The organism is Dictyobacter sp. Z7_2, from assembly GCF_057551105.1.
The window spans coordinates 4,014,907-4,041,384 of record NZ_BAAJPE010000002.1 but is presented as its reverse complement, the minus strand read 5'-3'; the positions used below and the strand labels follow the sequence as shown (position 1 = coordinate 4,041,384).

Annotated in this window: 22 protein-coding genes; 5 read left to right on the top strand and 17 right to left on the bottom strand. The window is 50.7% G+C overall.

Annotated elements, in window-relative coordinates; genetic code table 11:
* Positions 1-199: 199 nt before the first annotated feature.
* The 5 genes from AC27N8_RS30415 to glgA all read right to left on the bottom strand — a co-directional run bounded on the left by AC27N8_RS30415 (position 200) and on the right by glgA (position 10,213).
* Positions 200-5,359, bottom strand: a complete 5,160-nt coding sequence (locus AC27N8_RS30415) for a tetratricopeptide repeat protein (protein ID WP_487072555.1) — start codon at positions 5,357-5,359, stop codon at positions 200-202.
* Positions 5,360-5,449: 90 nt separating this feature from the next.
* A complete protein-coding gene (locus tag AC27N8_RS30410; protein WP_487072553.1) occupies positions 5,450-6,010 on the bottom strand; it encodes a DnaJ family domain-containing protein in 561 nt (186 codons plus the stop codon).
* 60 nt (positions 6,011-6,070) lie between these two features.
* Entirely contained in the window at positions 6,071-7,270 is a 1,200-nt protein-coding gene (gene larC2 / locus AC27N8_RS30405; protein WP_487072551.1) for a nickel pincer cofactor biosynthesis protein LarC2, read from the bottom strand.
* Between the two features lie 410 nt (positions 7,271-7,680).
* On the bottom strand, positions 7,681-8,496 hold the full coding sequence (locus AC27N8_RS30400) for a sigma factor-like helix-turn-helix DNA-binding protein (protein ID WP_487072549.1): 816 nt from the start codon (positions 8,494-8,496) through the stop codon (positions 7,681-7,683).
* A 247-nt stretch (positions 8,497-8,743) separates the two neighbouring features.
* Positions 8,744-10,213, bottom strand: a complete 1,470-nt coding sequence (glgA, locus tag AC27N8_RS30395; protein ID WP_487072547.1) for a glycogen synthase GlgA — start codon at positions 10,211-10,213, stop codon at positions 8,744-8,746.
* Between the two features lie 155 nt (positions 10,214-10,368).
* Between glgA and ilvA the strand changes: the two genes are divergently transcribed.
* The gene (gene ilvA / locus AC27N8_RS30390; RefSeq protein ID WP_487072545.1) at positions 10,369-11,655 is read left to right on the top strand and encodes a threonine ammonia-lyase; all 1,287 of its coding nucleotides are present in this window, start codon (positions 10,369-10,371) and stop codon (positions 11,653-11,655) included.
* Between the two features lie 196 nt (positions 11,656-11,851).
* The gene (locus AC27N8_RS30385) at positions 11,852-12,742 is read left to right on the top strand and encodes a class I SAM-dependent methyltransferase (RefSeq protein ID WP_487072543.1); all 891 of its coding nucleotides are present in this window, start codon (positions 11,852-11,854) and stop codon (positions 12,740-12,742) included.
* A 107-nt stretch (positions 12,743-12,849) separates the two neighbouring features.
* Here AC27N8_RS30385 and AC27N8_RS30380 read toward each other — a convergent pair whose 3' ends face one another.
* The 5 genes from AC27N8_RS30380 to extP all read right to left on the bottom strand — a co-directional run bounded on the left by AC27N8_RS30380 (position 12,850) and on the right by extP (position 17,570).
* On the bottom strand, positions 12,850-14,235 hold the full coding sequence (locus AC27N8_RS30380; RefSeq protein ID WP_487072541.1) for a hypothetical protein: 1,386 nt from the start codon (positions 14,233-14,235) through the stop codon (positions 12,850-12,852).
* Between the two features lie 106 nt (positions 14,236-14,341).
* Positions 14,342-15,340, bottom strand: coding sequence for a cupredoxin domain-containing protein (locus AC27N8_RS30375; RefSeq protein ID WP_487072539.1), 999 nt, complete (start codon positions 15,338-15,340; stop codon positions 14,342-14,344).
* A gap of 112 nt (positions 15,341-15,452) precedes the next feature.
* On the bottom strand, positions 15,453-16,148 hold the full coding sequence (locus AC27N8_RS30370; RefSeq protein ID WP_487072537.1) for a Rieske (2Fe-2S) protein: 696 nt from the start codon (positions 16,146-16,148) through the stop codon (positions 15,453-15,455).
* 22 nt (positions 16,149-16,170) lie between these two features.
* Positions 16,171-16,713, bottom strand: coding sequence for a hypothetical protein (locus AC27N8_RS30365; RefSeq protein ID WP_487072535.1), 543 nt, complete (start codon positions 16,711-16,713; stop codon positions 16,171-16,173).
* A gap of 50 nt (positions 16,714-16,763) precedes the next feature.
* Positions 16,764-17,570 carry a selenite/tellurite reduction operon b-type cytochrome ExtP gene (extP, locus tag AC27N8_RS30360; RefSeq protein WP_487072533.1) on the bottom strand — a complete coding sequence of 269 codons (807 nt, stop codon included), beginning with the start codon at positions 17,568-17,570 and terminating at the stop codon, positions 16,764-16,766.
* Between the two features lie 544 nt (positions 17,571-18,114).
* On the opposite strand from extP, the gene AC27N8_RS30355 reads away from it, so the two are divergent.
* Positions 18,115-19,206 (top strand): sensor histidine kinase, encoded by a 1,092-nt coding sequence (locus AC27N8_RS30355; RefSeq protein ID WP_487072531.1) that lies wholly within the window; start codon positions 18,115-18,117, stop codon positions 19,204-19,206.
* Positions 19,207-19,224: 18 nt separating this feature from the next.
* Complete coding sequence (locus AC27N8_RS30350; RefSeq protein WP_487072529.1) at positions 19,225-19,875, top strand: response regulator; 651 nt, start codon at positions 19,225-19,227, stop codon at positions 19,873-19,875.
* Here AC27N8_RS30350 and AC27N8_RS30345 read toward each other — a convergent pair.
* The gene (locus AC27N8_RS30345) at positions 19,872-20,789 is read right to left on the bottom strand and encodes a Dyp-type peroxidase (RefSeq protein ID WP_487072527.1); all 918 of its coding nucleotides are present in this window, start codon (positions 20,787-20,789) and stop codon (positions 19,872-19,874) included. The two genes, AC27N8_RS30350 and AC27N8_RS30345, sit on opposite strands and share 4 nt — an antisense overlap.
* A gap of 130 nt (positions 20,790-20,919) precedes the next feature.
* Here AC27N8_RS30345 and AC27N8_RS30340 point away from each other — a divergent pair, with 130 nt between their 5' ends.
* Complete coding sequence (locus tag AC27N8_RS30340) at positions 20,920-21,165, top strand: hypothetical protein (RefSeq protein WP_487072525.1); 246 nt, start codon at positions 20,920-20,922, stop codon at positions 21,163-21,165.
* Here AC27N8_RS30340 and AC27N8_RS30335 read toward each other — a convergent pair.
* From AC27N8_RS30335 to AC27N8_RS30310, 6 genes are all read right to left on the bottom strand, one after another.
* Positions 21,144-21,410: a DUF6510 family protein gene (locus tag AC27N8_RS30335; RefSeq protein WP_487072523.1), complete on the bottom strand. Its 267-nt coding sequence runs from the start codon at positions 21,408-21,410 to the stop codon at positions 21,144-21,146. The two genes, AC27N8_RS30340 and AC27N8_RS30335, sit on opposite strands and share 22 nt — an antisense overlap.
* The gene (locus AC27N8_RS30330; RefSeq protein ID WP_487072521.1) at positions 21,407-22,165 is read right to left on the bottom strand and encodes a ferredoxin reductase; all 759 of its coding nucleotides are present in this window, start codon (positions 22,163-22,165) and stop codon (positions 21,407-21,409) included. Before AC27N8_RS30330 ends, AC27N8_RS30335 begins: the two co-directional genes overlap by 4 nt.
* Complete coding sequence (locus tag AC27N8_RS30325) at positions 22,135-22,746, bottom strand: sulfite oxidase-like oxidoreductase (RefSeq protein ID WP_487072519.1); 612 nt, start codon at positions 22,744-22,746, stop codon at positions 22,135-22,137. Before AC27N8_RS30325 ends, AC27N8_RS30330 begins: the two co-directional genes overlap by 31 nt.
* Before the next feature lie 149 nt (positions 22,747-22,895).
* A complete protein-coding gene (locus tag AC27N8_RS30320; protein ID WP_487072517.1) occupies positions 22,896-23,186 on the bottom strand; it encodes a hypothetical protein in 291 nt (96 codons plus the stop codon).
* Positions 23,187-23,465: 279 nt separating this feature from the next.
* Positions 23,466-24,917, bottom strand: coding sequence for a hypothetical protein (locus tag AC27N8_RS30315; RefSeq protein WP_487072515.1), 1,452 nt, complete (start codon positions 24,915-24,917; stop codon positions 23,466-23,468).
* A 283-nt stretch (positions 24,918-25,200) separates the two neighbouring features.
* Positions 25,201-26,436 carry an NAD(P)/FAD-dependent oxidoreductase gene (locus AC27N8_RS30310; protein ID WP_487072513.1) on the bottom strand — a complete coding sequence of 412 codons (1,236 nt, stop codon included), beginning with the start codon at positions 26,434-26,436 and terminating at the stop codon, positions 25,201-25,203.
* Positions 26,437-26,478 lie beyond the last annotated feature (42 nt).

Sequence of the window (26,478 nt, the reverse complement as noted above, 5' to 3'; positions counted from 1 at the left end):
GACGGTCAATGGCGGACAATGGCAATCAGCAAGGGAAGTAAGATATTGATCACCAGCACAAAAAAACACGATAGCAAGCAGTAACGGCTATCTGTTATCAAATCCGATCTTCGGCTTTTATTTTTCTCAATTTGAAAATTGGCCAGGAAAGATTGAGGTAAAAAAATGACTTATCAATTCATCGCAGTTTTATGATTTTCTAATGATCAGTGCTTTTGGGAAGAGCATCTTCTGGAAGCCGACCGAGCAATGGGAGAGCATATTTTTCATAGAAGTCTGGTTTTTTCTCTTTCAGCCAATCTAGTGGTAGAAGTAAGATTGGTGGCAATGCCCTCTCCAAAGAGTCATTGAGTGCCGCTGCCCCTTCTTCGTCCAAACCAAGAGAGGCACAAGTCATCCCTTTCCAGAAATATGCATCACACTCTTGCTGATTAAGTGAGATAGCTTGATCAAATACCTGTAAGGCTTCCTCAAATTGATTATTTATAAAAAATAGAGCTCCTCGACACACGCTTGGAAAATATAGATCTACTTCGGTAGTAGCTAAGGCTGCTAATCTTTCTCTGATTGTTGTATTCAGGCCATGTAAGCACATCTCAGACCATGCGGTCAACCATCCGGCTGCGACATTAGAGGTATCTAATTCCCAGCCTTTTCTGTATATATCTGTCGCATGAAAAAGATCTTTCATGAGCAAATATAGGTGGCCCAGATATATGTACACCTGGGCAACATCAGGATGCAGTTCCAGCTCCTTCTCAAAATCAGCCAAAGCCTTAGTATATTCTTTTCGTTCTCTGTATATATGGCCTCGATTGAGATAGATAAAGCCATCAGATAGACCAAGTTCAATCGATCGCGTGTAGTCCGCCAGCGCATGCTCATAGTCTTGTTGTTGAGCATAGGCATTGCCACGATTGTAGTAGGCTACTGCATTGGAGCCGTCCAGGTTGATCGCTTGCGCGTAATCTGCCAGCGCATGCTCATAGTCTTGCTGAGCAAAATAAGCATCGCCACGATCATTGTAGTACAGCACCTGCTCCGGTGCCAACGCAATTGCCGCTGAGTAGTCCTCCAGCGCATGTTCATAGTCTTGCAGCCGAACGTAGGTGGTAGCTCGATTGTAGTAGGTTACAATGAAGTGGGCATCCAGATTGAGTGCAGCAGAAAAATCTGCCAGCGCTTGTTCGTAGTCCTCCTGAGCAAAGTAGGCTTTGCCGCGATCATTGTAGTACAGTGCCTGCTCTGGTGCCAGCGCAATCGCCTGTGAGTAATCAGTCAGCGCATGCTCATAATCCTGTAGCTGCTCATAGGCACGACCACGGTTGTAATAGGCTACTGCGTAGCTGGCACCCAGGTTGATTGCCTGCTCGTAATCTGCCAGGGCATGTTCGTAGTCCTCTAGAGCAAAGTAGGCATTGCCACGATCGTTAAAGTACAGCGCCTGCTCCGGCACCTGCTTGATCGCAGCTGAATAATCTTCTAGTGCCTGCGTATAATCCTCCTGCTGGGCATACGTACTGCCACGATTATAGTAAGCCACTGTGTAGTTGGTATCCAGGGTGATTGCCTGCGAAAAATCTTTCAGAGCTCGTTCGTAGTCCTTCTGAGCATAATAGACATTGCCACGATCGTTATAATACATTTCCTGCTCGGGCGCCAGCTTGATTGCTACTGAAAAACTTTCCAGTGCATGCTCGTAATCCCCTTGCTGAGCATACGTACTGCCACAATTATAGTAAGCCACCGCGTAGTCGGCATCCAGGTTGATCGCTTGCGCGTAATCTGCCAGGGCATGTTCATAGTCCTCCTGGACATAATAGACATTGCCACGATCGTTATAGTATAGCGCCCGCTCCGGTGCCAGCTTGATTGCCGTTGAAAAATCCTCCAGCGCATGCTCGTAATCCTCTTGCTGAGCATACGTACTGCCGCGATTGTAATAGGCGACCGCGTAGTTGGTATCCAGGGTGATTGCCTGCGAGAAATCTTTCAGAGCCCGTTCGTAGTCCTTTTGGACATAATAAACATTGCCGCGATCATTGTAGTATATTGCCTGCTCGGGCGCCAGCTTGATCACTGCTGAAAAACTTTCTAGTGCCTGCGCGTAATCTTGCAGCTGGACATAGGCACTGCCACAGTTATAACGGGCTATCGTGTAGTTGGGATTTACCCGTACTGCCTGCGTGAAGTCTTCCAGAGCTCGTTTGTAATCCTCCTGGACATAATAGACATTGCCGCGATCGTTATAGTATAGCGCATGCTCTGGCGCCAGCCTGATCGCCGTTGAAAATTCCTCCAGCGCATGCTCGTAATCTTGCAACTGGACATACGTACTGCCACGATTGTAGTAGGCGACCGCGTAGTTGGTATCCAGGGTGATTGCCTGTGAGAAATCTTTCAGAGCCCGTTCGTAGTCCTTCTGGGCATAATAGACATTGCCGCGATCGTTATAGCAAAGAGCCTGCTCCGGCGCCAGTGTAATTGCCTGTGAGAAATCTTCCAGCGCATGCGCATAGTCCCGCTGCCGAACATAGGTATTGCCACGATTGTAGTAAGCCACCGCGTAGTTAGCATCCAGGGTGATTGCCTGCGAATAATCAGCACATGCTCGCTCGTTATCCTCCTGAGCAAAGTAGACATCGCCACGACCATTGTAGTACAGTGCCCGATCCGCAGCCATGTTGATCGCTTGCGAAAAATCTTCCAGCGCATGCGTGTAATCTTGCTGCTGGACATACGTGCTACCACGATTATAATATGTTATCGCATCTTTGGTGTTCAGCTTGATCGCCTGCGTGAAATCGGCCAGGGCATGCTCATAGTCATTCTGAGCATAATAGACACTACCGCGATCATTATAGTACAGTGGCTGATCCGGAGTCAGCTTGATCGCCTGCGAGTAGTCCTCCAGGGCATGCTCGTAATCCTCCTGCTGGGCATACATACTGCCACGATTATCATAAGCCACCACATAGGAAGGGTCCACACGCACCGCCTGCGTGAAATCGGCCAGGGCATGCTCGTAGTCCTTCAGAACAAGATAAACACTACCGCGATCGTTGTAGTACAGTGGCTGATCCGGTGCCAGCTTGATCGCCTGCGAGTAGTCCTCCAAAGCACGCGCATAGTCATTTTGCCGAGCATATGTACTGGCGCGATTGTAATACGCTACCGCATAGGTAGGGTCCACATTCACTGTCTGCGTAAAATCAGCACGCGCTTGCTCGTAGTCCTGTTGAATATAGTACACATTGCCACGATCATTGTAGTATAGTGGCTGATCTGGAGTCAGCTTGATCGCCTGCGAATAGTCCTCTAATGCACGCACATAGTCTTTTTGCTGAGCATATGTACTGGCACGATTGTAATACGCGACCACATAGGCAGCATCCAGACTGAGCGCCCTGTGATAGTCTGCCAGAGCATGCTCGAAATCTTCCTGGGAAAAATAAGCGTTGCCACGATTATTATAATAAACTGCATCAGTATCATTTAATTCGATTGCAGAACTATAATTAGCTATCGCTTGCTCAAAGTTGCCAAGTGTATAATAGGTATTTCCTCTATTATTATAGTAGACATCAACCCCAGGATCCAGTACGATAGCGCGGCTAAAATCAGACAGACCCAGATCATTCTCATTAAACTCGTAGTAATAGCCAGAGCCACGAGCATTATACAGGCCAGCTAATTGGCTTGAGGAAAACGATGGCCTCGCAGTCACTTTATCGATGAGCTTACTCACGACATCGATGAACTCCCGCGTATTTTCAGCGGTTTGAACATACATGATGAGCAATGTAATAAGTTCGTCCTGCTGATTGCTGCCTGGCTCTCGCTCCAATTCTCGCAGGTATCTTACGATCTCTCCTTTTTGCTCGATGAACTTATACGCCATGCAAGTAAACTCAATCGCCTTAGTAGAGCTTGCTTCATCCTCTAAAAGAAAGAGCTGATAAATAATTGCTAATGCCAATTCTAACCATTTTGTCGAATTGGAGGCATCCTTTCCACCAGATTTTTCTAATGCTTCCAGGTTCTGGATATAGTAGTCCGCTAAGGCTCTGCGGGATGTAAAGTACCGCTTGGTGAAATTGCGGTACAGATGGCGCGTAAATAGTTCATGGGCTAGATCGTGATAACGATAGCGTCCATCGATCGGGATATTCTGCACAAAGGGTTGCCCTATCAGCCAGCGATAGAGGTGGCTCTGCTCATCCTCGGAGAGAGAAAAAGACTTAAACGCTTCGAAATCATCCTGATTAAAGGGCTTTGAGAGCAAGGCCAGATCAAGCACAAGTTGTCGCTTCACCAGCTCATTTTCGGGAATCCAGCGCAAAAAATTGGCGACAACGTCTGCGGTAGGATCAACAGCTCCCTGTGGATTAAAGGTTAAAAAGCCGAGATAGAGAGGGAGACCTCGTGAGAGTTGCCAGATGGTCGTGATACTCTGATCATCGGTAATCCCTCTTTCAGTCAGGTACTTGCGAGTTTCTTCCTCGGTAAAACTTTCCAGCGAAATTGAATAGATATAGTCCTTATACATGAGCCAGCGCTTGGGATCATCTGGAGTTGTACGATCTATCGAGCTACGACCCGCCACGATCAGCACGATACTTTGACTGACATCCAATTCTAAGAAATAGTCGAGCAGCCAGGGGGCAGTCTCAGGAGCCAATTGTTCAAATGTGTCAAAGAAGAGAAGGATACGTCGTTTACGCTTTTCTCTCCCCCCTCCAACGGAGACCGGCGTATTGACACGGGCATTCAGTTCTTCAACAAACGCCTTCGTTAAATCACCGATCGGATCTTCTAAACGCCTGGCATCTTTGATGAGTTGCCGACGATGCACTTCCTCCAACGCGTACTCAGAGGCCACGTTAATCATCTGGCCCGCAACGCTGCCAACGATAGGGATAGGAACCTCTTTGACCAGGGAACTTACCACGCCCGCTGTCTTGCGCAACGTGCTATCTTTCGCCGCATCTTGCTCAGTCTGTATCTTGCGCAGCGTCTCTTTATAGCCATTCAACGCTTTTTCAAAGGTACCTGTTATCTGGAGCTGATGAGCCAATTTCTCCATAATACTGGAAGCCGTGGTTTGCCGCTCATCGACAAAGGCATGTAAGCAGTAATCCTTAAAATTGCTGGCGTTAGCCTCGCTGATAAAGCGGTTCAAAAGCGTGGTCTTACCGACACCGCCCTGCCCCCACACGGAGATTATGTTGTAAGAGGGTTTTTCTGGCGCGAGAATATTTTCTATAAAAAAGGAAAGCTCTGTAGCGCGTCCAATAAAAAGCTTCTTCGCATCTATCGGGGACTGACGAGGCTTCCTATCATCATCAACAAACGGCATAAAGACCCCCTGAGAGGCAAAAGTAGCGTTGGACGCTACTTTGATCTACGAAAAATATGCTCTAGTATACCATATTGAAATCGTAGCTCCCTAATGACTTAAAGGGAAAAGAGGGCATGCCTCGCGGAACTCCTCGACAAGCTCATTCACTTTCAGGAGCGGACGATGCATGGATGAGGGGGTCGACAAGATGAAGGATAAAATCTTGCTATTGATCTTTCTGAGCGCTTCGTCGTACTCGACAGCTGTTTTTTCGACGGAGGCGTTGAAGGATCTTTTCTCACGCTCAAATGGGGCGATGCTCCTGGTCGTCAGGCGCTGATGCCAGTCGATGACACGCTGCACTTTGGCCCTGGCACGTTCGAGGTCGCGCTCGATCTGTCGCTGCAAGATGATCTCTGGAGGAAGGATGTCGTTGTTCTGCAACAGGCTATTCGCCATGCTGTATTCGTTGGAGCGCCGATACTTCTCAAGGTCAAGAGGCTTCCCCGTACCTTTCAGATTATCAAAGTCGCCACGCGCCTGCGCTTCACGGATCATTTCTTCGACATGGTCACTCATACGGCGACCACGATACTTCGCAGCTTTCTGCTGTTTCTCATTCTCTAAAGAAGGCTTATCCGCCCTTTTACGCCAATCAATAAAATCCATCTTTCTTAATCCTATACTTTATCTTCAGGGAGCCTGGCTGCTCTACGAACAGTTATCTACTTAGATTATAGCGCTTTTGATACTCTGACGTGCAACCTCATAGACGTCGATGAGAGGAAGGTTATGCTCTTGAGCCAGACGACGACATTCCTCATATTCTGGGGCTGCACTGATAATCTCCAAGCCCAGACGCTTGACCTTGACAAGCATCAGTCCCAGAGGAGTACTCAACTCGATCTGCTCACGTTGCGCCTTCAGGCGACGAATCTGCTGCGTCCGCACGCCGAGAGTGGTCGTCTCGCGCAGCAGCAGCAACGCAAACCTCTCTCCCAGAGTCGGCGGACAAATGATGGTAATAAGCGTGGCGGGACGATTCTTTTTCATCTGGATCGGCGTATAGGTCACATCAAGGGCACCAGCCGCAAAGAGACGTTCCATCAATCCCCCCAACAGCTCGCCGGTCATGGTATCAAGATGCGACTCGATCACAGTAACCCAATCGGTATCGGCTAGCTGCCCGTCCGGATGTATCTCTGTGAGCGGCTGCGCTTGCATCGCCTGCCCCAGACAGATGCGTAAGGGTCCGCCAGAACCCCTGTCGGCGGCGAAACCATAGCCGACCTGATCAATAGTCAGCGTCAGCTCCTCAAAGTCGGCACAGACCGCCAGTAGCGCCGCTGCCTCAGGCGTCACGATAGCGTCCGCCAGAGGACTCGACTGCCAGGGAGCCCGTACGTGGCGCAGAATCTCAAGCGTGATCGGCGAGGGCACCGACTCAATCCCCGCAGCCGTCTGTATCACGCCATGACCCAGCGGCAGTGGAGAAACAGAGAGCTGCTCAATCCCCAGATCATCCAGGCCAGCCACAACGCCCAGCACCTCAACCACCGTAGCAACGTCAAGAAGCTGCGTCTCTTGCTCCTGACCAGTCACACTCGCCACAGCCTTCAACAGACACTCCAGACAGGCCAGAGCCCGTTCCAGGATACGTTCGGGCAGCGATGATCTCTGTAGAGAAAGCATCCAGGCAGCATACGTGCGCAAGACAGGAGGGACAGACGAACGCGGCGTCACGCGGACACCACGTATCCCCTGTTCATACACCTCCTGAACTTCAACACGATAAATTTCATCCGGCACGACAGAGGCAATGATCTTTTGTAGCGTGGTCTCCAAAAAGCCATGCGCACATAATGCGCCGATGAATAAAGAGCCACTCACCCCTCTAGAAGCATCCATATAAGCAATCTTAGCAGACATATTCTCAGCCTTCGCCAGAGGTTTCACAGATTAAAGGGTTATCATCAATCAAACTTATACTTATATTTTACCACTGTCAACGGCCAATGACTCTCGATGCACCCAAGCGAATTGCCGCGCCGCTACTACTCTGTCAATGGTCATCGCGACGTTGCCCGGACAAGAGGGATGACCCCTTGAACGAGGCATCCACGTTTGCCGACGTAGCGCCGTGGTCTTGTGCCCGGCGGCCTCGTGACGTACGTACTGTTCAATTTTGTCACGCAATAGCTGATATTCAGCATTTTCGCACGTGAACTGGCCGCCGGGCACAAGACCACGGCGCTACGTCGGCGAGCCTCTCACCTCATTGGGATCGCGTTTTCAATGCGACATCGGCGCGATGACCTTTGACAAGTGCTACGTTGGCTCTACGTATCAATATATTGATGCGCGATGGCGATAAAATCAGCTTCGGTCACCAGAGCGTTGTATAAGCGATTGATAGCATCCTGCAAACGATTGCGCACGGTACGCTCGGTGACGTGCAAGAGTCTGGCCGTATCTCTTTCAGTCTTGTCAGCCCAGAATACAAGCATGACAACGCACTTCAAACGCTGTGGCAAGCGCTCAATAATATCCATTAGAAAGCTAGAATCCAGGGCATGCATAAGGGCATATGCTTTTTCATCTTCGATGTCGTAGGGATTACAAAAATTGTCATTGCAGAAGAAAAACTGCTGATCTAAACTGCATAGTAAACTGCGGGGTATCCGCCTTCCGCGCCCGAGGCGAGCCAGATACCCTTCTCTCCTCATCAGAGAACGCAAGACATGTTTACGCTTATAGTTGAGAGAATGGCCGAAGTTTTCTTCCCAGAAGCGACAACGTGGATTAAGAATATCTTTAAGAATCTCTTCATTTAAATCCGCGCATAAATCCATACATAAATTATAGAGCATATCCCAGTTCTGATAGGGATATTTTTTTAAGACACTTAGTGCCCAGGCTTCGTTTTTCTTTTGTATGCCAACGACAATCATCGATAAGAGTCGCTGGCACATTATTTCGGTATGATACATAGCAGGAGTAGAGCGCAAAATCTTGACCAAAACCTCACGTGGAAAATTTGCCTGCTCGACGACTTGCCAGAATTCAACGGAGCCATAGGGAGGTATTTCATTAAAAACTTTTAGTAGCTCATTACGACGGGCTCTTACATTATCCAGCGTAGATATCTCTTCCACCACACACCTCCACCCTCGCTAACAGCCAAAACTCTTGTTCCGTAATCATTACATGCACCTTTCGCATCTTTCTCATGCAACCCGCATATTATAATGTAAGCCAAGATACGCGTTAATTTGTCCCAGAGAGAAAGGTATTCTCCTTTATACAATACCCATCAAGAATAGCCAAACGGGAAAAAAATCAATGACTTTTTTCCCGTTTGGCTACAATTTCAATAGATGCTGAAAGGTGATTCGAGCCAATCTACTTTCCGGTCTGATGATAGACCAGAGCATTCCGATAGATCTCCACATATCTGATCGCCGACGCTCTCCAGGAGTGATCGGCAGCCATGCCATGCAGTTGTAGCGCTTGCCAGATGTCCTTGAAGGGATAGAGCGCCAGGGCACGTACGATAGCAGCAAAGAACTCCCAGGGATCATAATTCTGAAAGACGAAGCCATTGCCCTCGTTGCTGTGCGGCTGATATTCCTGCACCGTATCGGCCAGTCCGCCGACATGACGAACAATCGGCACGCAACCATAATGCATGGCATACATCTGATTGGTCCCACAAGGCTCAAAACGCGAAGGCATCAGCAGCATATCGCTGCCGGCATAGATGCGCTGTGCCAGTTCGGTATTGAAGGTCAAAAAGATCGCCACCTGCTCAGGATAACTGGCTGCAAGCTTCTGAAACATCTCCTGATAATGCTGATCGCCGACGCCCAGGAGCACAAATTGAATCCCCTGTGCTAGTAGCGGATGGATAATTTGCGCCAGGAGATCAAAGCCCTTCTGATCGGTCAGACGCGAGATCATCGCCAGCATCGGGATGTCGGGATCGACGGGCAGATGAGCCTGCTTCTGCAGGGCGGCCTTATTCTCGAGTCGCAGACACAGATCGTTGGCATCGTACTGGGTCTGGATATGGTTATTGGTCGTCGGATTGTTTTCCTGATAATCGACACCGTTTAAGATACCAAATAAGCGATCGCGTCTTGAGCGCAGCATATGATCCAGCTTCTCGCCAAAGGTTGGCGTCAGGATCTCCTGCGCGTAGCGCTCGCTGACGGTCGTGATCGCGTCGGCGAAGAGGATACCGCGTCCCATGATATCGACGACGTTGGCCAGCTCTTCGATCTGCGGATAGACAAAGCCATTGGCGGCTACGCCCGCAACTTCGAGTAAGCGATAGCCAAAGATTCCTTGATAGGCAAGGTTGTGGATCGTGTAGACCGACGCGGTGCGATGATAAAATTCATCTTCGCGATAAATAGTATGTAACCAATTGGGAACGATACCGGTATGCCAATCGTTACAATGCACGATATCGGGTGACCAATCCAGAGCTTTCATGGCCTCAAGGGCGGCACGACAGAACAAAATGAAGCGCTCGCCATCATCTGTATAGCCGTATATATTTTCTCGATCAAAGAACCGAGGAGCATCGATCATGTAGACCGGGATATGATTACCTATCTCTGTCTGGCGGATACTGACAGAAACCTGGAAATTTCCCATGGGCACAGAGAGCGTATCAAGGACCGTTGTCAACTGAAAATGTTCTGAATCGACCTGCCGATAGCGTGGCATTACCAGGCGCACATCATGACCAAAAGCCTGTAAAGCCTTCGGCAACGCACCCACGATCTCAGCCAGGCCACCAACTTTCACAAATGGCTCGATCTCAGCAGCAAGAATCAGCACCTTGAGAGGTTGTTCAGACTGCATACAAGTTCCCTCCCACTACGGAATGTAATCCCCATTATAGCATGTCAGCATGGTTGGGCGGAAGGCAAGCTTTTCAGCAAGCATCCATTCTAATGCAAACTGTGCTAAGATACTCGCAATAGCTATTTTATCTACGAAGAAAGGCTGCCAACCACATGTCTTCTGCCGAAAAAGAGCTCTCTAACGCTTCACCATCTCCCGATGAAGCGAACGATGCGACTGCACAGATCACCTTTGCTGCCATCTGGCAAGCGGGACAATTTCTGGCACCGCTCATCGACCACACGCCACTGATCCACTCACGCGCCTTGAGCACGATCGTAGATGCATCTATCTACCTCAAGTTTGAGCAGATGCAGCGTGGTGGATCATTCAAGGTCCGAGGCGCAACCTATAAGCTTTCGCAATTGACCGAGGAACAGCGTCGTGTCGGAGTCATCACCGCCTCGGCCGGAAATCATGCTCAGGGAGTAGCGATTGCGGCGGCCTCCTACGGCATCCCATGCACGATTGTGGTACCAGAGACGGCTCCTCTGACCAAGATAACAGCGACCCAGAGCTACGGAGCACAGGTAATCTTTTCCGGTACCACTTATGATGACGCCGTTCAACATAGCATTAAATTGCAAAAAGAGCTAGGAGCGATTTATATACCCGCTTTTGATGATATTGACGTCATTACAGGACAGGGTACACTCGGCCTGGAGATGCTAACAGCACTTCCTGAGGCCGACGTGATTGTCGTCCCGATCGGAGGCGGTGGTCTGATCTCAGGCATTGCCATCGCCGCTCGCGCCATGAAGCCATCGATCAAGATCATCGGTGTAGAAGCCAAAGGGGCAGCCAGCATGCGCGCCTCGCTCAAAGCGGGGAAGATCCAGAAATTACCGGCCATTGCCACGATCGCCGACGGTATTGCTATCAAGCAGCCGGGGAAGATCACCTTCCCCATCATCCAACAACTTGTCGACGAGATTGTACTGGTCGACGATGAGGAGATTATCAACGCCATCCTGTTCCTGATGGAGCGTCATAAAATCCTGGTTGAAGGTGCAGGTGCAGCCGGAGTAGCAGCCTTGCTCCTGGGAAATCTCTCGCTGAAGCAGCAGCACGTGCTCGTCCCCTTAACGGGCGGCAATCTGGATATTCATCTGCTCGGCCGTATTACCGAACATGCGCTGATCGGGGCCAATCGCTATCTAAGCATCCGTACACGCCTGATGGATCAGCCCGGCGAGCTGGCACAAATGCTTAACCTGATTGCAAGCATGCGCGTCAACATTCTCGACGTCCACTACCAGCCAATTAGCAGCCAGATGCCATTTATGCAACACGAAGCCATCATCACACTCGAGACGCGTAATCGAGCTCAAAGCACCGACATTCTACAAAAGTTGCAGAGTGCTGGTTATATGGTTGAAGAGATTCAAGCCCTACATTAAGCTTATCTGCACATGTTATATGAGTACGCTTCTCAACATGACTACATGATAGCTCGAAATGTTACTTTTGGTACAAAACTATGGTAATATAGTTGCAATGCACATACAATAGAGAACAATGTTTTACAATTATTTGCTTCGCCGTCGGAGGCCTTCCGGTACACTATACAGCCGTAGTATCTAGGAGTTCAATGTCATGGGACTATTTCAGTGGCTAACGAAAGGCCGCCAGAGTCTCCCCCCAGAGCAGTCTAAGCAGCGCCTTGTTTCGTTGGGGGAACGCGAGTATGTTGAAGATGCGCCCTATATGTTCCCCAAAGATGATCAGGAGATTGATCGTCTGGATCTGCAACATTACGTCTTACGCTTTATGCTGCATGAAAATTATCTAGCCCCACTCAAGGCACCCGGTCGCGTGCTTGATGTCGGCTGTGGAACTGGTCGCTGGGCCATCGAGATGGCGACCGCCTTCCCCTCTGCCGAGATAGTCGGTCTGGACATTATCAAACCCACCCCGGATGCCGCTCTGCGTCCAAAAAATGTCTTATTTCTCCAACGCGATATACTCAAAGGTCTCCCCTTTACCGATCACATCTTTGATTATGTCCACATGCGTTTCTTGATCGGTGCCCTTCCTATCGCTAATTTCCAGAGCGTCGTCAATGAGTTGAAGCGCGTCGTGCATCCCGGGGGCTGGATCGAACTGGCTGAGCCGGGCATCATTTACAACGCCGGCACCGGGCTCGATACGGTCTGGAAATGGCTCCTGGAATTTGCGAGCCGCCGCGGAATCGACGTAGGCGCGAGCAATCGACTTGATCATTTTCTCAAAGAGGCCGGATTTACGAATATCGCCAGACATGAGGTCAACTTTCCCATTGGCGATCACGGTGGCAAGGCGGGACATCTCATGGCACAAAACATCATTGCCCTGGCTGAAGCAGTACGAGGACCAGTCATTACCCTCAACATTGCTTCGACACGTGACTACGATGCCATGCTTGCACTGGCGAAAACAGAATTAACAAGAGAGAATGGTCACAGTTTTACAGTTGTCTATATCGCCACCGGTCAGTGTCCCACATAGCGCGATGAGTACTATCAAGACAAAAAAGAGCAGGATGGCATGACTACTCATACTATCCTGCTCTTTTTACTTATCAGAGCAAGCCAGGAAACAATCCAGCAGAATCATCAGACACGATAACGATTACGCGTCAGGAAGAAGAACTGGATAATTCCTAAGACCGCAAAGAGCGCAAACATGACGAACGCATCGGTGGCGCTTGCGGGAGGAACGGGACTAGGAATATTCGGCGGGGTCTCTTCTGTCGCAAAATTGGCGATTGAGAAGAAGGCAAACGCTGAAAGGTAGACAAACAGGCAGGTGCCCATCACTAACCATTGTCCCAGACATCCCAGATTATTCTCACCAACGACTGAGAACTCGTCACGAGCAGTCATCGTCCAGACTGTGGCCAAAATCAGCAGGCCGGCGGTGAGCATCATAGCAGTTGGCAGCATGGCTGGAGTATCATGCATCACCAGCGTTGTCAGGGCTAAGACGCCAGTGACAACAATACTGCTAATCACGACAAGATTACGATGAGACTTCCAGACAGCGACCGCCGCCAGCATAGCGACAAAAAAGTTGGTCGTAATCAGAGCATCCACGATATAGCCAGCATCCTGTGAAAACGAGCAGGTGCCAGGCACCACCGACTCACGGGTGCAGTTGGTCAAGAATGAGCCCAGGACAGGCAATGGATGAAGCCAGGCCAACAAAGGATAAGAGACAAACCAGAGCACCAGGAAAAGGGCACCAGTCTGAGCAAGTCCCAAAGCGCCAATGGCATACAAGCCAGACATGGTCTTCTTACGTACAGGGCGCATCAGATAATGCAGGCGCAAGGCCAGAGCGCCAAGAGCCAGAAATACAGCGACACCTATCAGAACATTCCCAATTATATCAGGAAAGGAATGATAGTTATAACCATATAAAAAGACGATCAGTAAGAGACTGGACACAATCATCATAATGCGTATAGCAGGAGTTGTTCCCAGATCACGACGATCTGGATTACTCTTCTCACGGATAGCCAGTACGCCGTAGAATAAAGCGGCCAGGCCAACGAAGATGATCGTCAGGCCAACAGCGACGACATCGACAGCTTCTGGCTGAAACCAGAGCGCATTTCCACCCAGCAGGGGAAGAAAGCTTGTCTTCGTCGTTGGAAAGAATTGATTATTCGATTGTGCAGCCCAGATAGTAACGGCCAGGCCAACCAAAGTCAGTACGACACCGAGTCCGGCCACTGCCACAGGAGGCACGACTGGCTTGGGATCAAAGAGAAGCAAGATAATCATCACAATCGCAAAGCCAGCCAGACAGATCAGGCCGAGGCTAAACGTGCCGCTCTCAAACGTCTGTAGACTCGATGATGTCATCGCGTTATAAACGTACCCCGGAATCTGTCCCACCAGCAGCGAGGCCAGCAGAAAAAAACCGATGCCAAAAACCATCGCACGCGCCCACGACATTCTTTCTGGCACTTCACGTTGTTGTGTAGCTTGTTGCATGAACCGCAGTCCCTTTCGACATGCCATTTGCATTTATGTATCGGCATGAGCAGCGATCAGAGTCTGAAAAACCGTCGCACCTCGCAGGAGGTGCGACGATAAGCAGTTATTTCACAATGTTGAGCTGGGCAACCATATCCGGATGGATCGAACAATAATACAGGACATTGTGCGTCGATGAATTAAAATTATACGCCGCCTCAGTCACAGTATACGTAAAGGTTCCACCAGTTGGAATCTGGTTCTTCGTCTCAAAAATCTGGCCGGCCGGTTTGGGCGAGGAGATATCGGTCCCCTGTACAGCCACCACCGTATGGGCCAGCTTCGACTTGTTAATCCAGGTAATCTTTGTGCCAACTTTGACCGTAGCATTGATCGGCGTGAAACAACCCTGTTGACTCTGACATTTAACGCCATCAGTGCCAGGATCGACGATCTGAATCGTCACGCTCGTTTGCTTCGACAGATCCTGAGACGCACCAAATTGACCCTCTTTGCCAAACGTCACGGCATTGGCATAGATGGTGGTATTATTCAGCTTGAGATACGATGGCAACAGATCCAGACCATTCGTACCTTTACTGTCGGGATTCGTCGAACGAATAAATGTCATCAAATAGTCAACCTGGCTACTCGAGATAGAGCCACCAAATTCGTCGGAACGTGGCACCGCGTTCAGATTTGCAGGCTGAATGAGCGCTTGCGGATTATAATTGCCCGAAGCCACGGCCACGCGCAGGTCGTCATCGGTCATCTTCCAGAAATGGCTCATTGGATAGCCATCCCAGACAGCATCCTTAACTGAATCTTTGCCACTGGCATCGGTAATGATAGCGAAGCAGCTAGGAGTACAGATGGCGCCATAGACTTCCATACCGCGCTCAATCGCCAGTTCGTTCTGAGATGCCGTAGCGGCAGCCTGATTGCTCCCCTCAGCGATCCAGAACACAGGAATCATCAAAGCCACAATGGCCAACATAATAACAGAACCCAACCCGGTCTTTTGGACAGCGTTGGTCTTTGAATTCACTATATACAGCAAACCGCCAATAACTATAATCAGGATGATAAGTCCAATAGCAGTTTGCGGTCCTAAATTCGCCATAACACACACCTTTTGATATGCATCCTTGCCGCAACGCGCGCAAAGGAGCAAAGCGTCACGGCAAGGCATTCTCACCTATCTTCATTCTCGTGAAGAAAAGACTGTCCTGCGACTAAGCGGTACAATCGACAGTCGGAACAGCAACCAGGCGTGTAGTAGCATCTGGATGTGCGACATGTGCATTAATTGCGCCCGTATTGACCATCACACTATCACCTTGAAAAGAAACGGTGAAGCGGTCAAGGCTACGAGGAGCAGGACCATCCAGGAACTCGCCAGTCACATTGTAGTGCGAACCATGGCATGGACATTTAAAACTGACACAGTTATCACGAAATGGCACCGTACAGCCCAGATGCACGCATTTTTGATACAGTGCAATCCAGAAGGAACCATCCTGGGGATCAGTAAAGACGTTTTCAGACGTCAACTGGTCCTTCAAATCGGTGCCTTTGAGCAAGAATTCAGTTTTAGCATCCAGATGCATAACATAGGTACGCGCAGCTGGTCGATGATACACGCCCGCAGCTTCCAAAGCAAAATCCTTGGGCAGAGCGGCCTTAAACTCGGTCTTTGTCCCTACGTTTAGAACGCCTCCGAAACCGGTGGCGATGTTCGGATACATGTAGTACAAAGCCCCTGCTACCGCAGAAACAGTCGAGACGCCCCAGACAGCTAGCATTGATCGGCGCAGGAAGCGTCGGCGTGAGAGACGCTGATTCGCGATCTCAGCCGCTTCCGCTCCACCGCCATGCAGCACCTCATATTGTTGAGGTGATATAGGAGGTGTCTCAGTATCAATACCCATAATATAAATTCTCCTTCCTCGCCTAAAGATCGAAGTAGATATGCTGCCACGGCCAGACCCAGAGCCAACCAGGTCCACGGAAGAAGCTACCAGCCAGCGTAATCACAGCCCAGAAGACAAGAAACATGGTAAAGGTGACAATAGCCACCTTGCGATCGGCATAGGCACGACTCGGATTACGATCAATGTAAGGCAGCGCCGCCAGCGCCGCCAGCGTAAATCCTGGCACCAGCACACCAGCCGAAGTTGGTGGAAAGTAGTGTAACAGCTCCTGCAAGCCCAGGAAATACCATGGCGCTTTCGCAGGATTCGGTGTCGCACTTGGATCGGCGGGCGCCTGCAATGGTGCATCGATCACCAGAGAAAGCAAGGTCACCATCACCATCAGAGCGGTTGCCGCAAAGAACTCGCGTACCAGCAGATGCGGCCACACGAAGACTGAGTCTTCGAGTGGCTTCTCTACGCGTGTAATCGCTTCCTGCTTCACAACCGCCAGAGTACGATAGCGTCTCTGCGTCGCCGCCGACTGCGTCTGTACCTGTGGATCTTTCTGTTCAATCGACATAGAGACATCCTCTCATGGAACCGTAGCATGCGCTACGGGACATCTCGTGCTTAACGTGAGCCAGTTAAAGCACTCTCACGCTCAACTCGAGTCTCCAATTCACGGCGCGAAGGGGGCGGAGGACCAGCCTCACCACCATCTTTACGAATACGCCAGAAGTGAACGGCCATTAGAATAGCACCAGCGAGAGGCAAGAGAATAACGTGCCCCACGTAGAAACGTATCAGCGTCTCCTGACCTACGGCACCTCCACCCACCAGCACTTTGTACACAGGATTACCGACCAATGGCGCATAAGGAGCCAGGTTCGTACCGACGGTAATCGCCCAGAGAGCAATCTGGTCCCAGGGTAGCAGGTACCCAGTAAAGCTCAAGAACAGCGTGACAAAGAACAATAGGACGCCAACCACCCAGTTAAATTCTCGCGGTGGCTTATACGCGCCGTGATAGAAGACGCGGATCATATGCAGCGTCACAGAAACTACCATCAAGTGGGCCGCCCAACGATGCATGTTACGCACAAGATGACCAAATGAGACCGCACTACTGAGCTGATTAATGTTTTGATACGCGGTACTGGTGTCCGGGACATAATAAAACATCAGGAAAACGCCGGTGATGGTCAGCAACAGGAACAAGAAAAAAGAGATTCCACCCATACACCATGTATACGTAATCTTCATAGCCTTGCGGCTCACCTTCACCGGATGAAGATGTAGAAATACGTTACTCATCATGACCAGAGACTGGTTCAAGGGAGTGTCGGGATAGCCGTGACGAAAGATAGAACGCCAAAGCTGACTCTCGACCATCTTCTCTGTTGCCGTGTCGAGTAAGCTTTTATTGGTAGAGCTCACTGTGCCTCCTAAAAAGAATCAAACCTATAAGAGAATTAGAGCCTGATCAAATTGGAAAGATATCATTTTTCAAAGATCTTTCTTTTACTGCTCCTCAGATCTCCTCTTCTTGACGCCTCAGCACTATCTGCGCTGCTAAGCCAGCTTTTTGTGTGGGAGGCGTAGCGCCCGCTCTTAGACCAGGCTGAGCAACACACCTCCCACACAAAACAGTGCGAGCTTGCGCAGATGAAAAGGAGAGAAGAGAAAAAGAAACAACTTTGCTCTCTTACAATAGATTATAATGGATTGTCTAGGGGAAGTGGAAGAGGAATGGATAATTATCCCAAGTGTCTCTCACCTTCGATTAGACATTGAATCTAAGATACCCCGCCCTCCAAGAGCAGGCATCAGGTACACACCTGATTTTCTTGTCAGATATACCTGATTTCTTGCGTACAAGTGAAAAGATCTGCTCGTTTGACGTTCATGCGCAGAACCGATACAATTACTGTAGGTATTATCTGTGACCAATAAACAAAGTATCCATAAAGAGATTATTGCTATGTCTGACACTAAAACCAATACCCTCAAAGGAACAAAAAATAATCGCTTGTTGGACTCTCTGGCGACGATCCCTGTCTTTTATCGCGTCTTGATCGCGAATAGCGCCATCATTTTCGTCGGCGCGACAGGAGGAACATGGCTGGCGACCCAACTTGATAGATTTTCATACATACCACTGGTGATCTTCGTTGCCGTCGGCTGGCTTGTCAGCGTGGCGCTCAACTTTGTGTTACTCCAGATCGCTTTTCGTCCCATGATCTATCTGGGCAAGGTCATGAACCGTATCCAGAAAGGCGAGCGCACGCTGCGAGCACCCATCACTGGAGCTGATCCGCTCTCCGATCAACTCGCCAGTACCTTGAATACCATGCTCGAAGCGATCGACGAGGCCAATCGCCATCGTGCCTCGCAGATCATCAACGCGCAGGAAGAGGAGCGCAAACGTGTCGCCCGCGAACTACATGACGAGACCTCGCAAGTACTCACATCGCTGCTCATCAGCCTGGCCGTCCTCGAAGAGACCATCACCTCACCCGAGGCACGTGATCGCATCGCCGAGACGCGTCAGCTGGCGCATCAGACCTTGCGAGCGATCCGCAGTATCAGCATCGACCTGCGTCCCAGCGCCCTCGATGATCTGGGACTGCTACCTGCGCTACGCTGGTACATCAAAGAATATCAACAGAAGTTTGGCATCGAGATAGATTTTCAAGCCACCGGCATCAAAGAACGCTTTACCTCTGAAATAGAGACCGCCTTCTATCGGATCGTCCAGGAGGCGCTCACCAACATTGCCCGACATACCAACGCACGAAAGGTCAGCGTTATTCTAAAGGAGCAGCAAAACGCCATCGATGCCATCATCACCGATAACGGCGGCGGCTTCGACGTTGAGAAGCTCCTCAAAAAGCCCGATATTGGACAGGAGCGCGGTTGGGGATTAGTCGGTATGCTTGAACGAGCCCAATTATTGGATGGCAGCTTACATATAGAATCACAGATTGGCAAGGGGACCAGCATTCACATCCACATCCCGGTACAACTGGCAGCCACAGACAGAGCCGTCACAACGGCACAGCTCGCAGATTAGGACATAGGACAAAAAAAGATGAAAATACGCATATTATTAGCCGACGACCACACGATTCTCCGCGCTGGTCTCAAAATGATGCTGAATGCTCAGCCCGATATGGAGATTGTAGGTGAGGCACAGGATGGGCGGCAGGCGATCCAGGAAGCCCAGAGGCTTCAGCCAGACGTGATTCTGATGGATATCACCATGCCCGATCTCAATGGCATCGAGGCAACCAGACAGATCAAACGCATCCTGACCGATGTCAAAATCCTCGTGCTCACGATGCACGAGAACGATGAGTACGTCTTTCAGGCCTTGCGTGCGGGAGCATCTGGCTATATGCTCAAAGAAGCCGCCGACACCGAGCTCATCACAGCCATCCATGTCATCAAAAGCGGACAATTCTATCTCTCGCCCACCGCGCAGTCGGTCGTCGTCGGCGACTACCTCCAGCGCGTGCGCACAGGCGAAGAGCGTGATAGCTACAGCAGCCTGACCGAGCGCGAACGGGAGATCCTCAAGCTGGTAGCCGAAGGGCATACCAACAATCAGATCGCCGAACGCTTAATCATCAGCCCCAAGACCGTCGACACGCATCGCACACACGTGATGGATAAACTCAACCTGCATAGCCGAGCCGAACTTGTCAAATATGCCATGCGTCGCGGCCTACTGGAAGATTAATCATCTTCCTCAGGAGATGCAAACTGTTGCAACACCTCAACATTGGGGACGAAATAATAGGAGCCGCTGACGGCTGTGGTATAGAGCGTCAGGGCATCACGGATACCATCCTCCACGCCGGCCATACGATCAAGCATGCGAGACAGGCGATATTGTTCACAACTAAAGCCGATAAACATGGTCCCATGCTCGGTAGCTGTGCCAAAAGGAGTGTTGCGACGAAAGATATGCTTTTCTTCCCCATCGACGACCAGTACGGTACGCGTGATGTGCGCATGAGCGCCACGAACTTCCTCATCCAGCTCGATACTGGTAGCCTTGGTTCGTCCAATTACCTTCTCCTGCGCCTCAACCGTCAGGGACTCGAAAGCCGTCACATCGTGGGTCCACTTCTGCACCAGCACCACACTTCCACCAGCGCCCACAGCTCCATCGGGGATAAGCGCCACCTCGGGAGCGATCGAAAGGCGAGGATTCTCCGAGCCATCGATAAAGCCAGTCAGGTCGCGACTCTCTTTATACGTCCATCCAACCACTTCATCGGCCAGATGAGCGACCGGCGCAAGAGCCTGCATCGCTGCTCGCGTGACGTCAAAGACGGTGTGATAGGCATGGCCCGCCACCCATAACCACAGATCGTGCTGCGTGGCTGGCATAGTATAGCCATCAACACCACGCACTTCGTGATCAAAGTCGGACACTCCAACCGGCATCTCTGTGGGAGCCACGCGTTCCCATAGAGATGGCCTGAACCCGATCACAAGATTCACACCGCCAGTTGTCATCCCCGGCCCCTCCAGATCAGCAATCGTCTGAACCAGAGTCAGTGGATTACTGCCCGGCAGAAGATCAAATTCCAGATAGGCATGTGAATTGGTTCCGAGCGCAAAGATCCCACTTTGTGCCGCATGCATAAATAATTCCCCCCGTACGACATATGATCAGGCAGGCCAGCATGGCTCACCAAGATCCTGTTGTCTCGTATGATGAACTGGACATCGTACGCAAGCGTCCAATACTGTTAAGATAGGAACAAAAATCCTTTTGCTCCTGGCGTTAATGCTCACCGACGTAGCGGCGCGGCTCCGCCGTGCTGTCACTGGACGCACGACCACGTTGCCCATGGGGTTCCAATGCGAGACGCTCCCAGGCCGAATCAGACGAGTCACAGACAGCACGGCGGAGCCGCGCCGCTACGTCGGCTTGCTTGATCCTTTTGGGGGAGAGACCCCCTTATTTGAACGGTATTTGGACGCAAGCGTCCGACTTTACTGTTCTACGCTGATCTGAAGGACACGTACACCTTGCATATCGAGCCAATAACGTCCGCCTGTCTGCGCCACGCGGATCAATACATGGTCGCAGGAAGGACAGCGTAGCACGGTTCCCATGCCATGCTTATAAGCGGTCAGAGCACCAATCATATCGGTTGCACCACAGCCAATACATGTCGACTGGGCACGTGTCATATCAAATGGGAAGATCTCTTGCAGAATTCCTCCGCTCACGTTACCATCAAGTTTATTTTCCATCATGCTTCTCCTGTTGGTCCGAAGCGTTCGGTCCTGATGCGTCCCGCTTCATATCCTAACGTCACAAGGCTCGCGGATGCTGTTTCAACAAAGGGTGTAGGTCCACAGATGTATGCCAGAGGACGTTGTCCGAACGGCCAGGCGACCTCACGCAGTAGATCAGTATCGATACGGCGCTGATAACCCATCCAGTCAGGCGGCTGTGTCCGTGTCAGAGTATGCACCACTTCAAGCTGTGTACTACGCTTCACCAGTTGATCAAGCTCGGCGCGATAGATGATGTCCTCATAGGAGCGCGAGGAATAGAGGAGGCGTGTCGGGATATCACTCCTCACGGCGGCTCGATGACGGATCATCGCCATTAACGGCACAATCCCTGATCCACCCGCCACGAGCAGGAGAGGACCTCCCAGGGACGTATCCCAGACAAAATATCCGCCGATGGGACCGCGTAGCTCTATCTTATCGCCGACGCGTAGCTCATCGGCCAGATAAGGCGATACTTCTCCATCGTCGAGCCGCTCGACGGTGAGCATCAGATGCGGTTCATCCTCGGGAGCCGAGGCGATCGAATAGCTGCGCTCAACCTGATAGCCATCTTCGGCCGTCAGACGCACATCAACATGCTGACCCGCTTGATACCTCATCAAGTCAGGAACGGCCAGGGTCAGACTTTTCGTCCGAGGCGTCTCTGCGCGGATCGCAACCACCTCAGCAACCTGCCAGATTAGTCTCCCCAATAGCGTTCTTCCTTCCATGGATCACCGTGATTATTATAGCCAAGCGACTCCCAAAATCCCGGTTCATCACGAGAGACCAGGCGCAGACCTCTGATCCACTTCGCACTTTTCCAGAAATAGAGGTGAGGAACCAGAAAGCGCACCGGCCCACCATGTTCAGGAGCCAGAGGCTGTCCATCGTAAGTATCGACCACCCAGGCTTTCCCCCCAAGAACCTCCTCAACGGGAAGATTCGTGGTATAGCCACCATCGGAGAAAGCAACCAGATATTTAGCGTCATATTTGACCTGGCCCAGCAACGTATCAACGGAGACACCTTCCCACTGCGTATCCAACTTCGTCCACTTGGTCACACAATGGATATCGGTTTTGATCGGCTCGCGGGGCAAGGCATGAAACTCATCCCAACTCCAGCGCAACGGCTTCTCAACGTCGCCGGTAATTGAAAAATCCCACGTCGCCAGCGCAGGCCGGGGAGTCGGACCCGCAGAAAGAACCGGGAAGCCACGCTCAAGATACTGTCCGGGAGGGATTCTGCCGCTGACGTCACTCTGCTGACGATGCCCTCGGAAACCACGCGAGATGAAATTTTCACCCAATTCAGCACCTCCTGATCATGTCTATTTTTTCAACATTTTACCATAATCACGTTGACAAGAGCGAATTCGTCACAAACCAAACGTCGCGTCATGCCCGAGGGCACGACGCGACGTTTGGTGGCTGGATCGTAGCTTATAGCAGGCTATTTTTAGAGCAGGCCATCGCCCTCATCGAGACCGAGACCCTCATTATTTTCTTCGGCAAAATACTCATCGCTATAGAAGCCGACATCCTTACCCACATAGACGCTCACCAGGAAATCATCGCGGGGCATATCTGCTGAAAGGACCAGATCCTCATCGATTTGCTCAATCAGCTTCGTCAAGTCAGCCTCTTCCAGTTCACGCTCTAAAATCAGCGTTCCATGAACCGCCGTGGTTGTAAAGTGGATATCAACCGTCCCCAGACGATTATTACTCTGCAAGTTACTGCCCTGCATAATATAATAACCTTCCGAGTGTGGCGTACGAAAATGACGCTCGAAGTGAATATCATCCATCTGCTCTGTTAAATGTGCGTAGGAATTTGATTTCTTACGCGCTCCTTTCTCCAGATATCGAACATATATTATTTATTACACAGGTGGATACATAGCATCTATAACCAGCCTGCATCCACCTGATATAGCATTCAAATCTCACAAGTATGCATCACAGGAGTCAAGTTCACATTATATCATACCCGCCCGCCACAAGCCCATTCCCAGCCAGAGAGAATATTATTTAAAATGTAAAGACGTGCGTGCCGGAGCAAAGACCAGATTCTCCTCGTCCGAGAAGGTCACTTTGGGTGCCATCTGGGTCAGTGTATAAAGCTGATTATTGTGGACTGTGGCATAGATGGTGCCAATGTAGCCTGCTCCGCTGACCAGAAAGTCTCCATGGATCTGCTGCCAGCTACTGCCGGCAAAGCTGACGGTAGGACCAGCTTTGGCATCTGTCATGCCCAATTTGGTCGCTTGCGACTTGAGATAGTTGGTCTGATCGGTCTCTGAGCTCTGCGACTGCGTGATTTTTATCTGATCGGTACTGTTGCTATCGGACAACGTGAGCGATGTCGCATTCTGTGTTGCAGTCCAGCCAGCCGGATACATGATCGTCAGAGCGAGTGAGGTGCTGGTCGTCGTTTGCAAGGGATTTGTGTCGGGCGAAACGGCGAAAGGTTGCGCCAGGATAAGCCAGCTACCCACTGCTGCCGCCAGGACCACAACCACTGCGATGGCGCCGGCAATCCAGCCACGTCCTCGCCGACGCGAGGCCCGCAATGGTTTCGCGGTAGCCGCTTGCGTCTCAAAGTGACGTCCCGAGAGCGAGATGCCGGGCGTTTCCGGCACTGGCGCTCCATAACCTGGAGAGGAGATCGGCTGGCTCGGCGTGACTGGCGGCCGCGAGGCCGATGGCCGAGACTGCGAATAAGGTGGTCTGGATACGTTGATATTCATCGGCGCATCAGCGGCTACTGGTCCCGCCGCCGATGGTCGCTGTTCTTTGAGCTGGCTTGGCATCTGCGAGGTCGACAATTGATCAATCTCTTCTGCCTGTTGACGACTAACACGCTCCCGTTGCTCTCTCCGATCTCTGACAGATTGCTCAGCGGCAACTGAATCAGAGGAGATGATCGCGGTTGGTCGGTCTTCCACATCCGCGTCGCCACGCATATTTGATGTTGACATGGTTGCAGTGGGAAAGTCTTCAATCTGAACATCAGGGGCAGCCGTCGCGTTACTCGGACTGTGAGAAGTAACAGGCATGGTCGGAAGGTAGTCGACTTCGTCAACTGGCTGTGTCGCTTCCGGGTCCGATGGCCGGGGCAGGTCCTGTCCCTGAAGACCATGCCAGGGAGTCACATTGTCCGCCTTCTGTCCTGACGAACCATGCCACGGCGTCACATTACCCACATCGTTGCCGCCGGGCAGTCCTAGCCAGGGAGTCACATTGGGGTCTTGCGGCTGTGCAGGTCTAGCTGGTGGCTGCGCCGCTAGTTGCTCATGCCATCCAAGATTGGGACTCACGGGAGCCCGCTTGTTGATTGACGGTGGATCATTCTTCACTACTGGAGCAGCCGGAGATTTTGATGCTTGATCGGGAACCAACGTCCCACAGTGAGTACAAAACCGCGCATCCCCTCCTCGCGGTAATTCCTGTCCACAAAAAGCACAAACTGTTGCCACGGAGCATCTCCTACTATCTAGCTCTTAACAAATTCTACGTTCTATTTTTCATATGACTACTAGCCGAAAAGCAGCAAACAATCAAGCAATATAGATTCACATAATATATAGACACAATACCATAGACATAATAATGCATTTTCAATTCAGCTATCAAAAGATCAACAAAAGAATCAAAGTAAAAATACGTAGAATACACATTTCTCTACTAAGAATATCGCAACAGTAAAGGAAAATGTATCTACGTATCCAATTTGGCTAGCGCACGACCAATGAAAAGCGCTTATTTGAGTCTGAGAATCGCCTCGCGTTCGCTGGCAGTGGCAAAGACCTGCTGATTTTTGACCAACTCGACCAGCTTCTTGCGTCCCTTTGGGCTACCAATCATCAACACGCCGACCAACTTATTTTCGAGGAAGAAGAGGCGTCGATAGTTTTCATTGCCCTTTTCGCCCGGCTCGCGTAAGGCGATCGTTTCCATCTCTGGATTATTGGATTCAGCGCTGCCCACCACCGCGATATTGACATCAAACAGAGGACTCGTATAGGTAGGAACATCGACGTACGCCTGATGACCACCGGCCATATTAATCGCAGCGATCTGACCATGACCTTTGGCGTTATCCCAGGTACCCATCGTGTGATGAGACTTTGTCGTAGCATCATAGAAATTGGCGACATCGCCAGCGGCATAGACACCTGCGACATTGGTCTCCAGATACTCATTGACCACCACGCCACCATTGACTTCAATCGGCGAACCGGCCAGGATCTGTGTGTTCAACGTAATACCAAGTCCGACACCGATCATATCGGTCTGGATCTCGCGTCCCTTTACGGTTTTGACATAGCTCGGGACACCGTTGGAAGGCACCACCGACGCAATCTCATCGCCGTGAATCACCTCGACCCCAAACTTCTTCGCGATCGCATCCACCACCTCGCCGCCATCGGTATCCAGAGAATTACGCAGCCAGTACGGTCCGCGCATCATCCAGACAGTATCCAGCTTGCGCATCGCAAAGCCATCGCAAAGCTCGTAGGCGATGAAGCTTCCACCATACGCCAGAGCCGTGCGGGACTCCTGCATACGCTCAACCAGCGTCTTCGTATCGTCGAGGGTCACAAAGTTGTAAATATGTTTTGTATCACTTGCGCCGGGCACTTTGAGAGGATTGGCCCAGCCACCACTGGCAACCAATAAGGCATCGTAAGGAAACTCGCGTCCATCTTCCGTATGCACAACCTGCTCTTCAGTATTCACACGTGTCACTACTGTCTCGGTAATCAAGTGAATCGTCCGCTGTTCATGCCAGGCAAAATCACGGATCATCACCTTCTGCTCGACAATAACTCCTTGCAAAAAGCGCGGCAGCGAGACACGGTTGTATAGCGGATAGCGTTCATTTGTCAAAAGGTGAATGCTGCAATTCGGATCGTTCTTACGTAACGTCTCAGCTGCGGTCGTGCCAGCGACACCATTCCCAATGATCACATATCTTTTCTCATGAGTTGCCAAAAAAGTCTCTCCTTCTTTCACATTGTTGTGTGATACCCATAC

Coding starts and splice junctions, on each gene's coding strand:
- AC27N8_RS30385 (WP_487072543.1), top strand. CDS start 11,852: ATGGGACTATTTCAGTGGCTAACGAAAGGCCGCCAGAGTCTCCCCCCA.
- AC27N8_RS30410 (WP_487072553.1), bottom strand. CDS start 6,010: ATGGATTTTATTGATTGGCGTAAAAGGGCGGATAAGCCTTCTTTAGAG.
- AC27N8_RS30380 (WP_487072541.1), bottom strand. CDS start 14,235: ATGCAACAAGCTACACAACAACGTGAAGTGCCAGAAAGAATGTCGTGG.
- AC27N8_RS30355 (WP_487072531.1), top strand. CDS start 18,115: ATGTCTGACACTAAAACCAATACCCTCAAAGGAACAAAAAATAATCGC.
- AC27N8_RS30345 (WP_487072527.1), bottom strand. CDS start 20,789: ATGCATGCGGCACAAAGTGGGATCTTTGCGCTCGGAACCAATTCACAT.
- AC27N8_RS30370 (WP_487072537.1), bottom strand. CDS start 16,148: ATGGGTATTGATACTGAGACACCTCCTATATCACCTCAACAATATGAG.
- AC27N8_RS30335 (WP_487072523.1), bottom strand. CDS start 21,410: ATGATGGAAAATAAACTTGATGGTAACGTGAGCGGAGGAATTCTGCAA.
- AC27N8_RS30320 (WP_487072517.1), bottom strand. CDS start 23,186: ATGCAGGGCAGTAACTTGCAGAGTAATAATCGTCTGGGGACGGTTGAT.
- AC27N8_RS30375 (WP_487072539.1), bottom strand. CDS start 15,340: ATGGCGAATTTAGGACCGCAAACTGCTATTGGACTTATCATCCTGATT.
- glgA (WP_487072547.1), bottom strand. CDS start 10,213: ATGCAGTCTGAACAACCTCTCAAGGTGCTGATTCTTGCTGCTGAGATC.
- AC27N8_RS30350 (WP_487072529.1), top strand. CDS start 19,225: ATGAAAATACGCATATTATTAGCCGACGACCACACGATTCTCCGCGCT.
- AC27N8_RS30415 (WP_487072555.1), bottom strand. CDS start 5,359: ATGCCGTTTGTTGATGATGATAGGAAGCCTCGTCAGTCCCCGATAGAT.
- ilvA (WP_487072545.1), top strand. CDS start 10,369: ATGTCTTCTGCCGAAAAAGAGCTCTCTAACGCTTCACCATCTCCCGAT.
- AC27N8_RS30365 (WP_487072535.1), bottom strand. CDS start 16,713: ATGTCGATTGAACAGAAAGATCCACAGGTACAGACGCAGTCGGCGGCG.
- AC27N8_RS30330 (WP_487072521.1), bottom strand. CDS start 22,165: ATGGAAGGAAGAACGCTATTGGGGAGACTAATCTGGCAGGTTGCTGAG.
- larC2 (WP_487072551.1), bottom strand. CDS start 7,270: ATGTCTGCTAAGATTGCTTATATGGATGCTTCTAGAGGGGTGAGTGGC.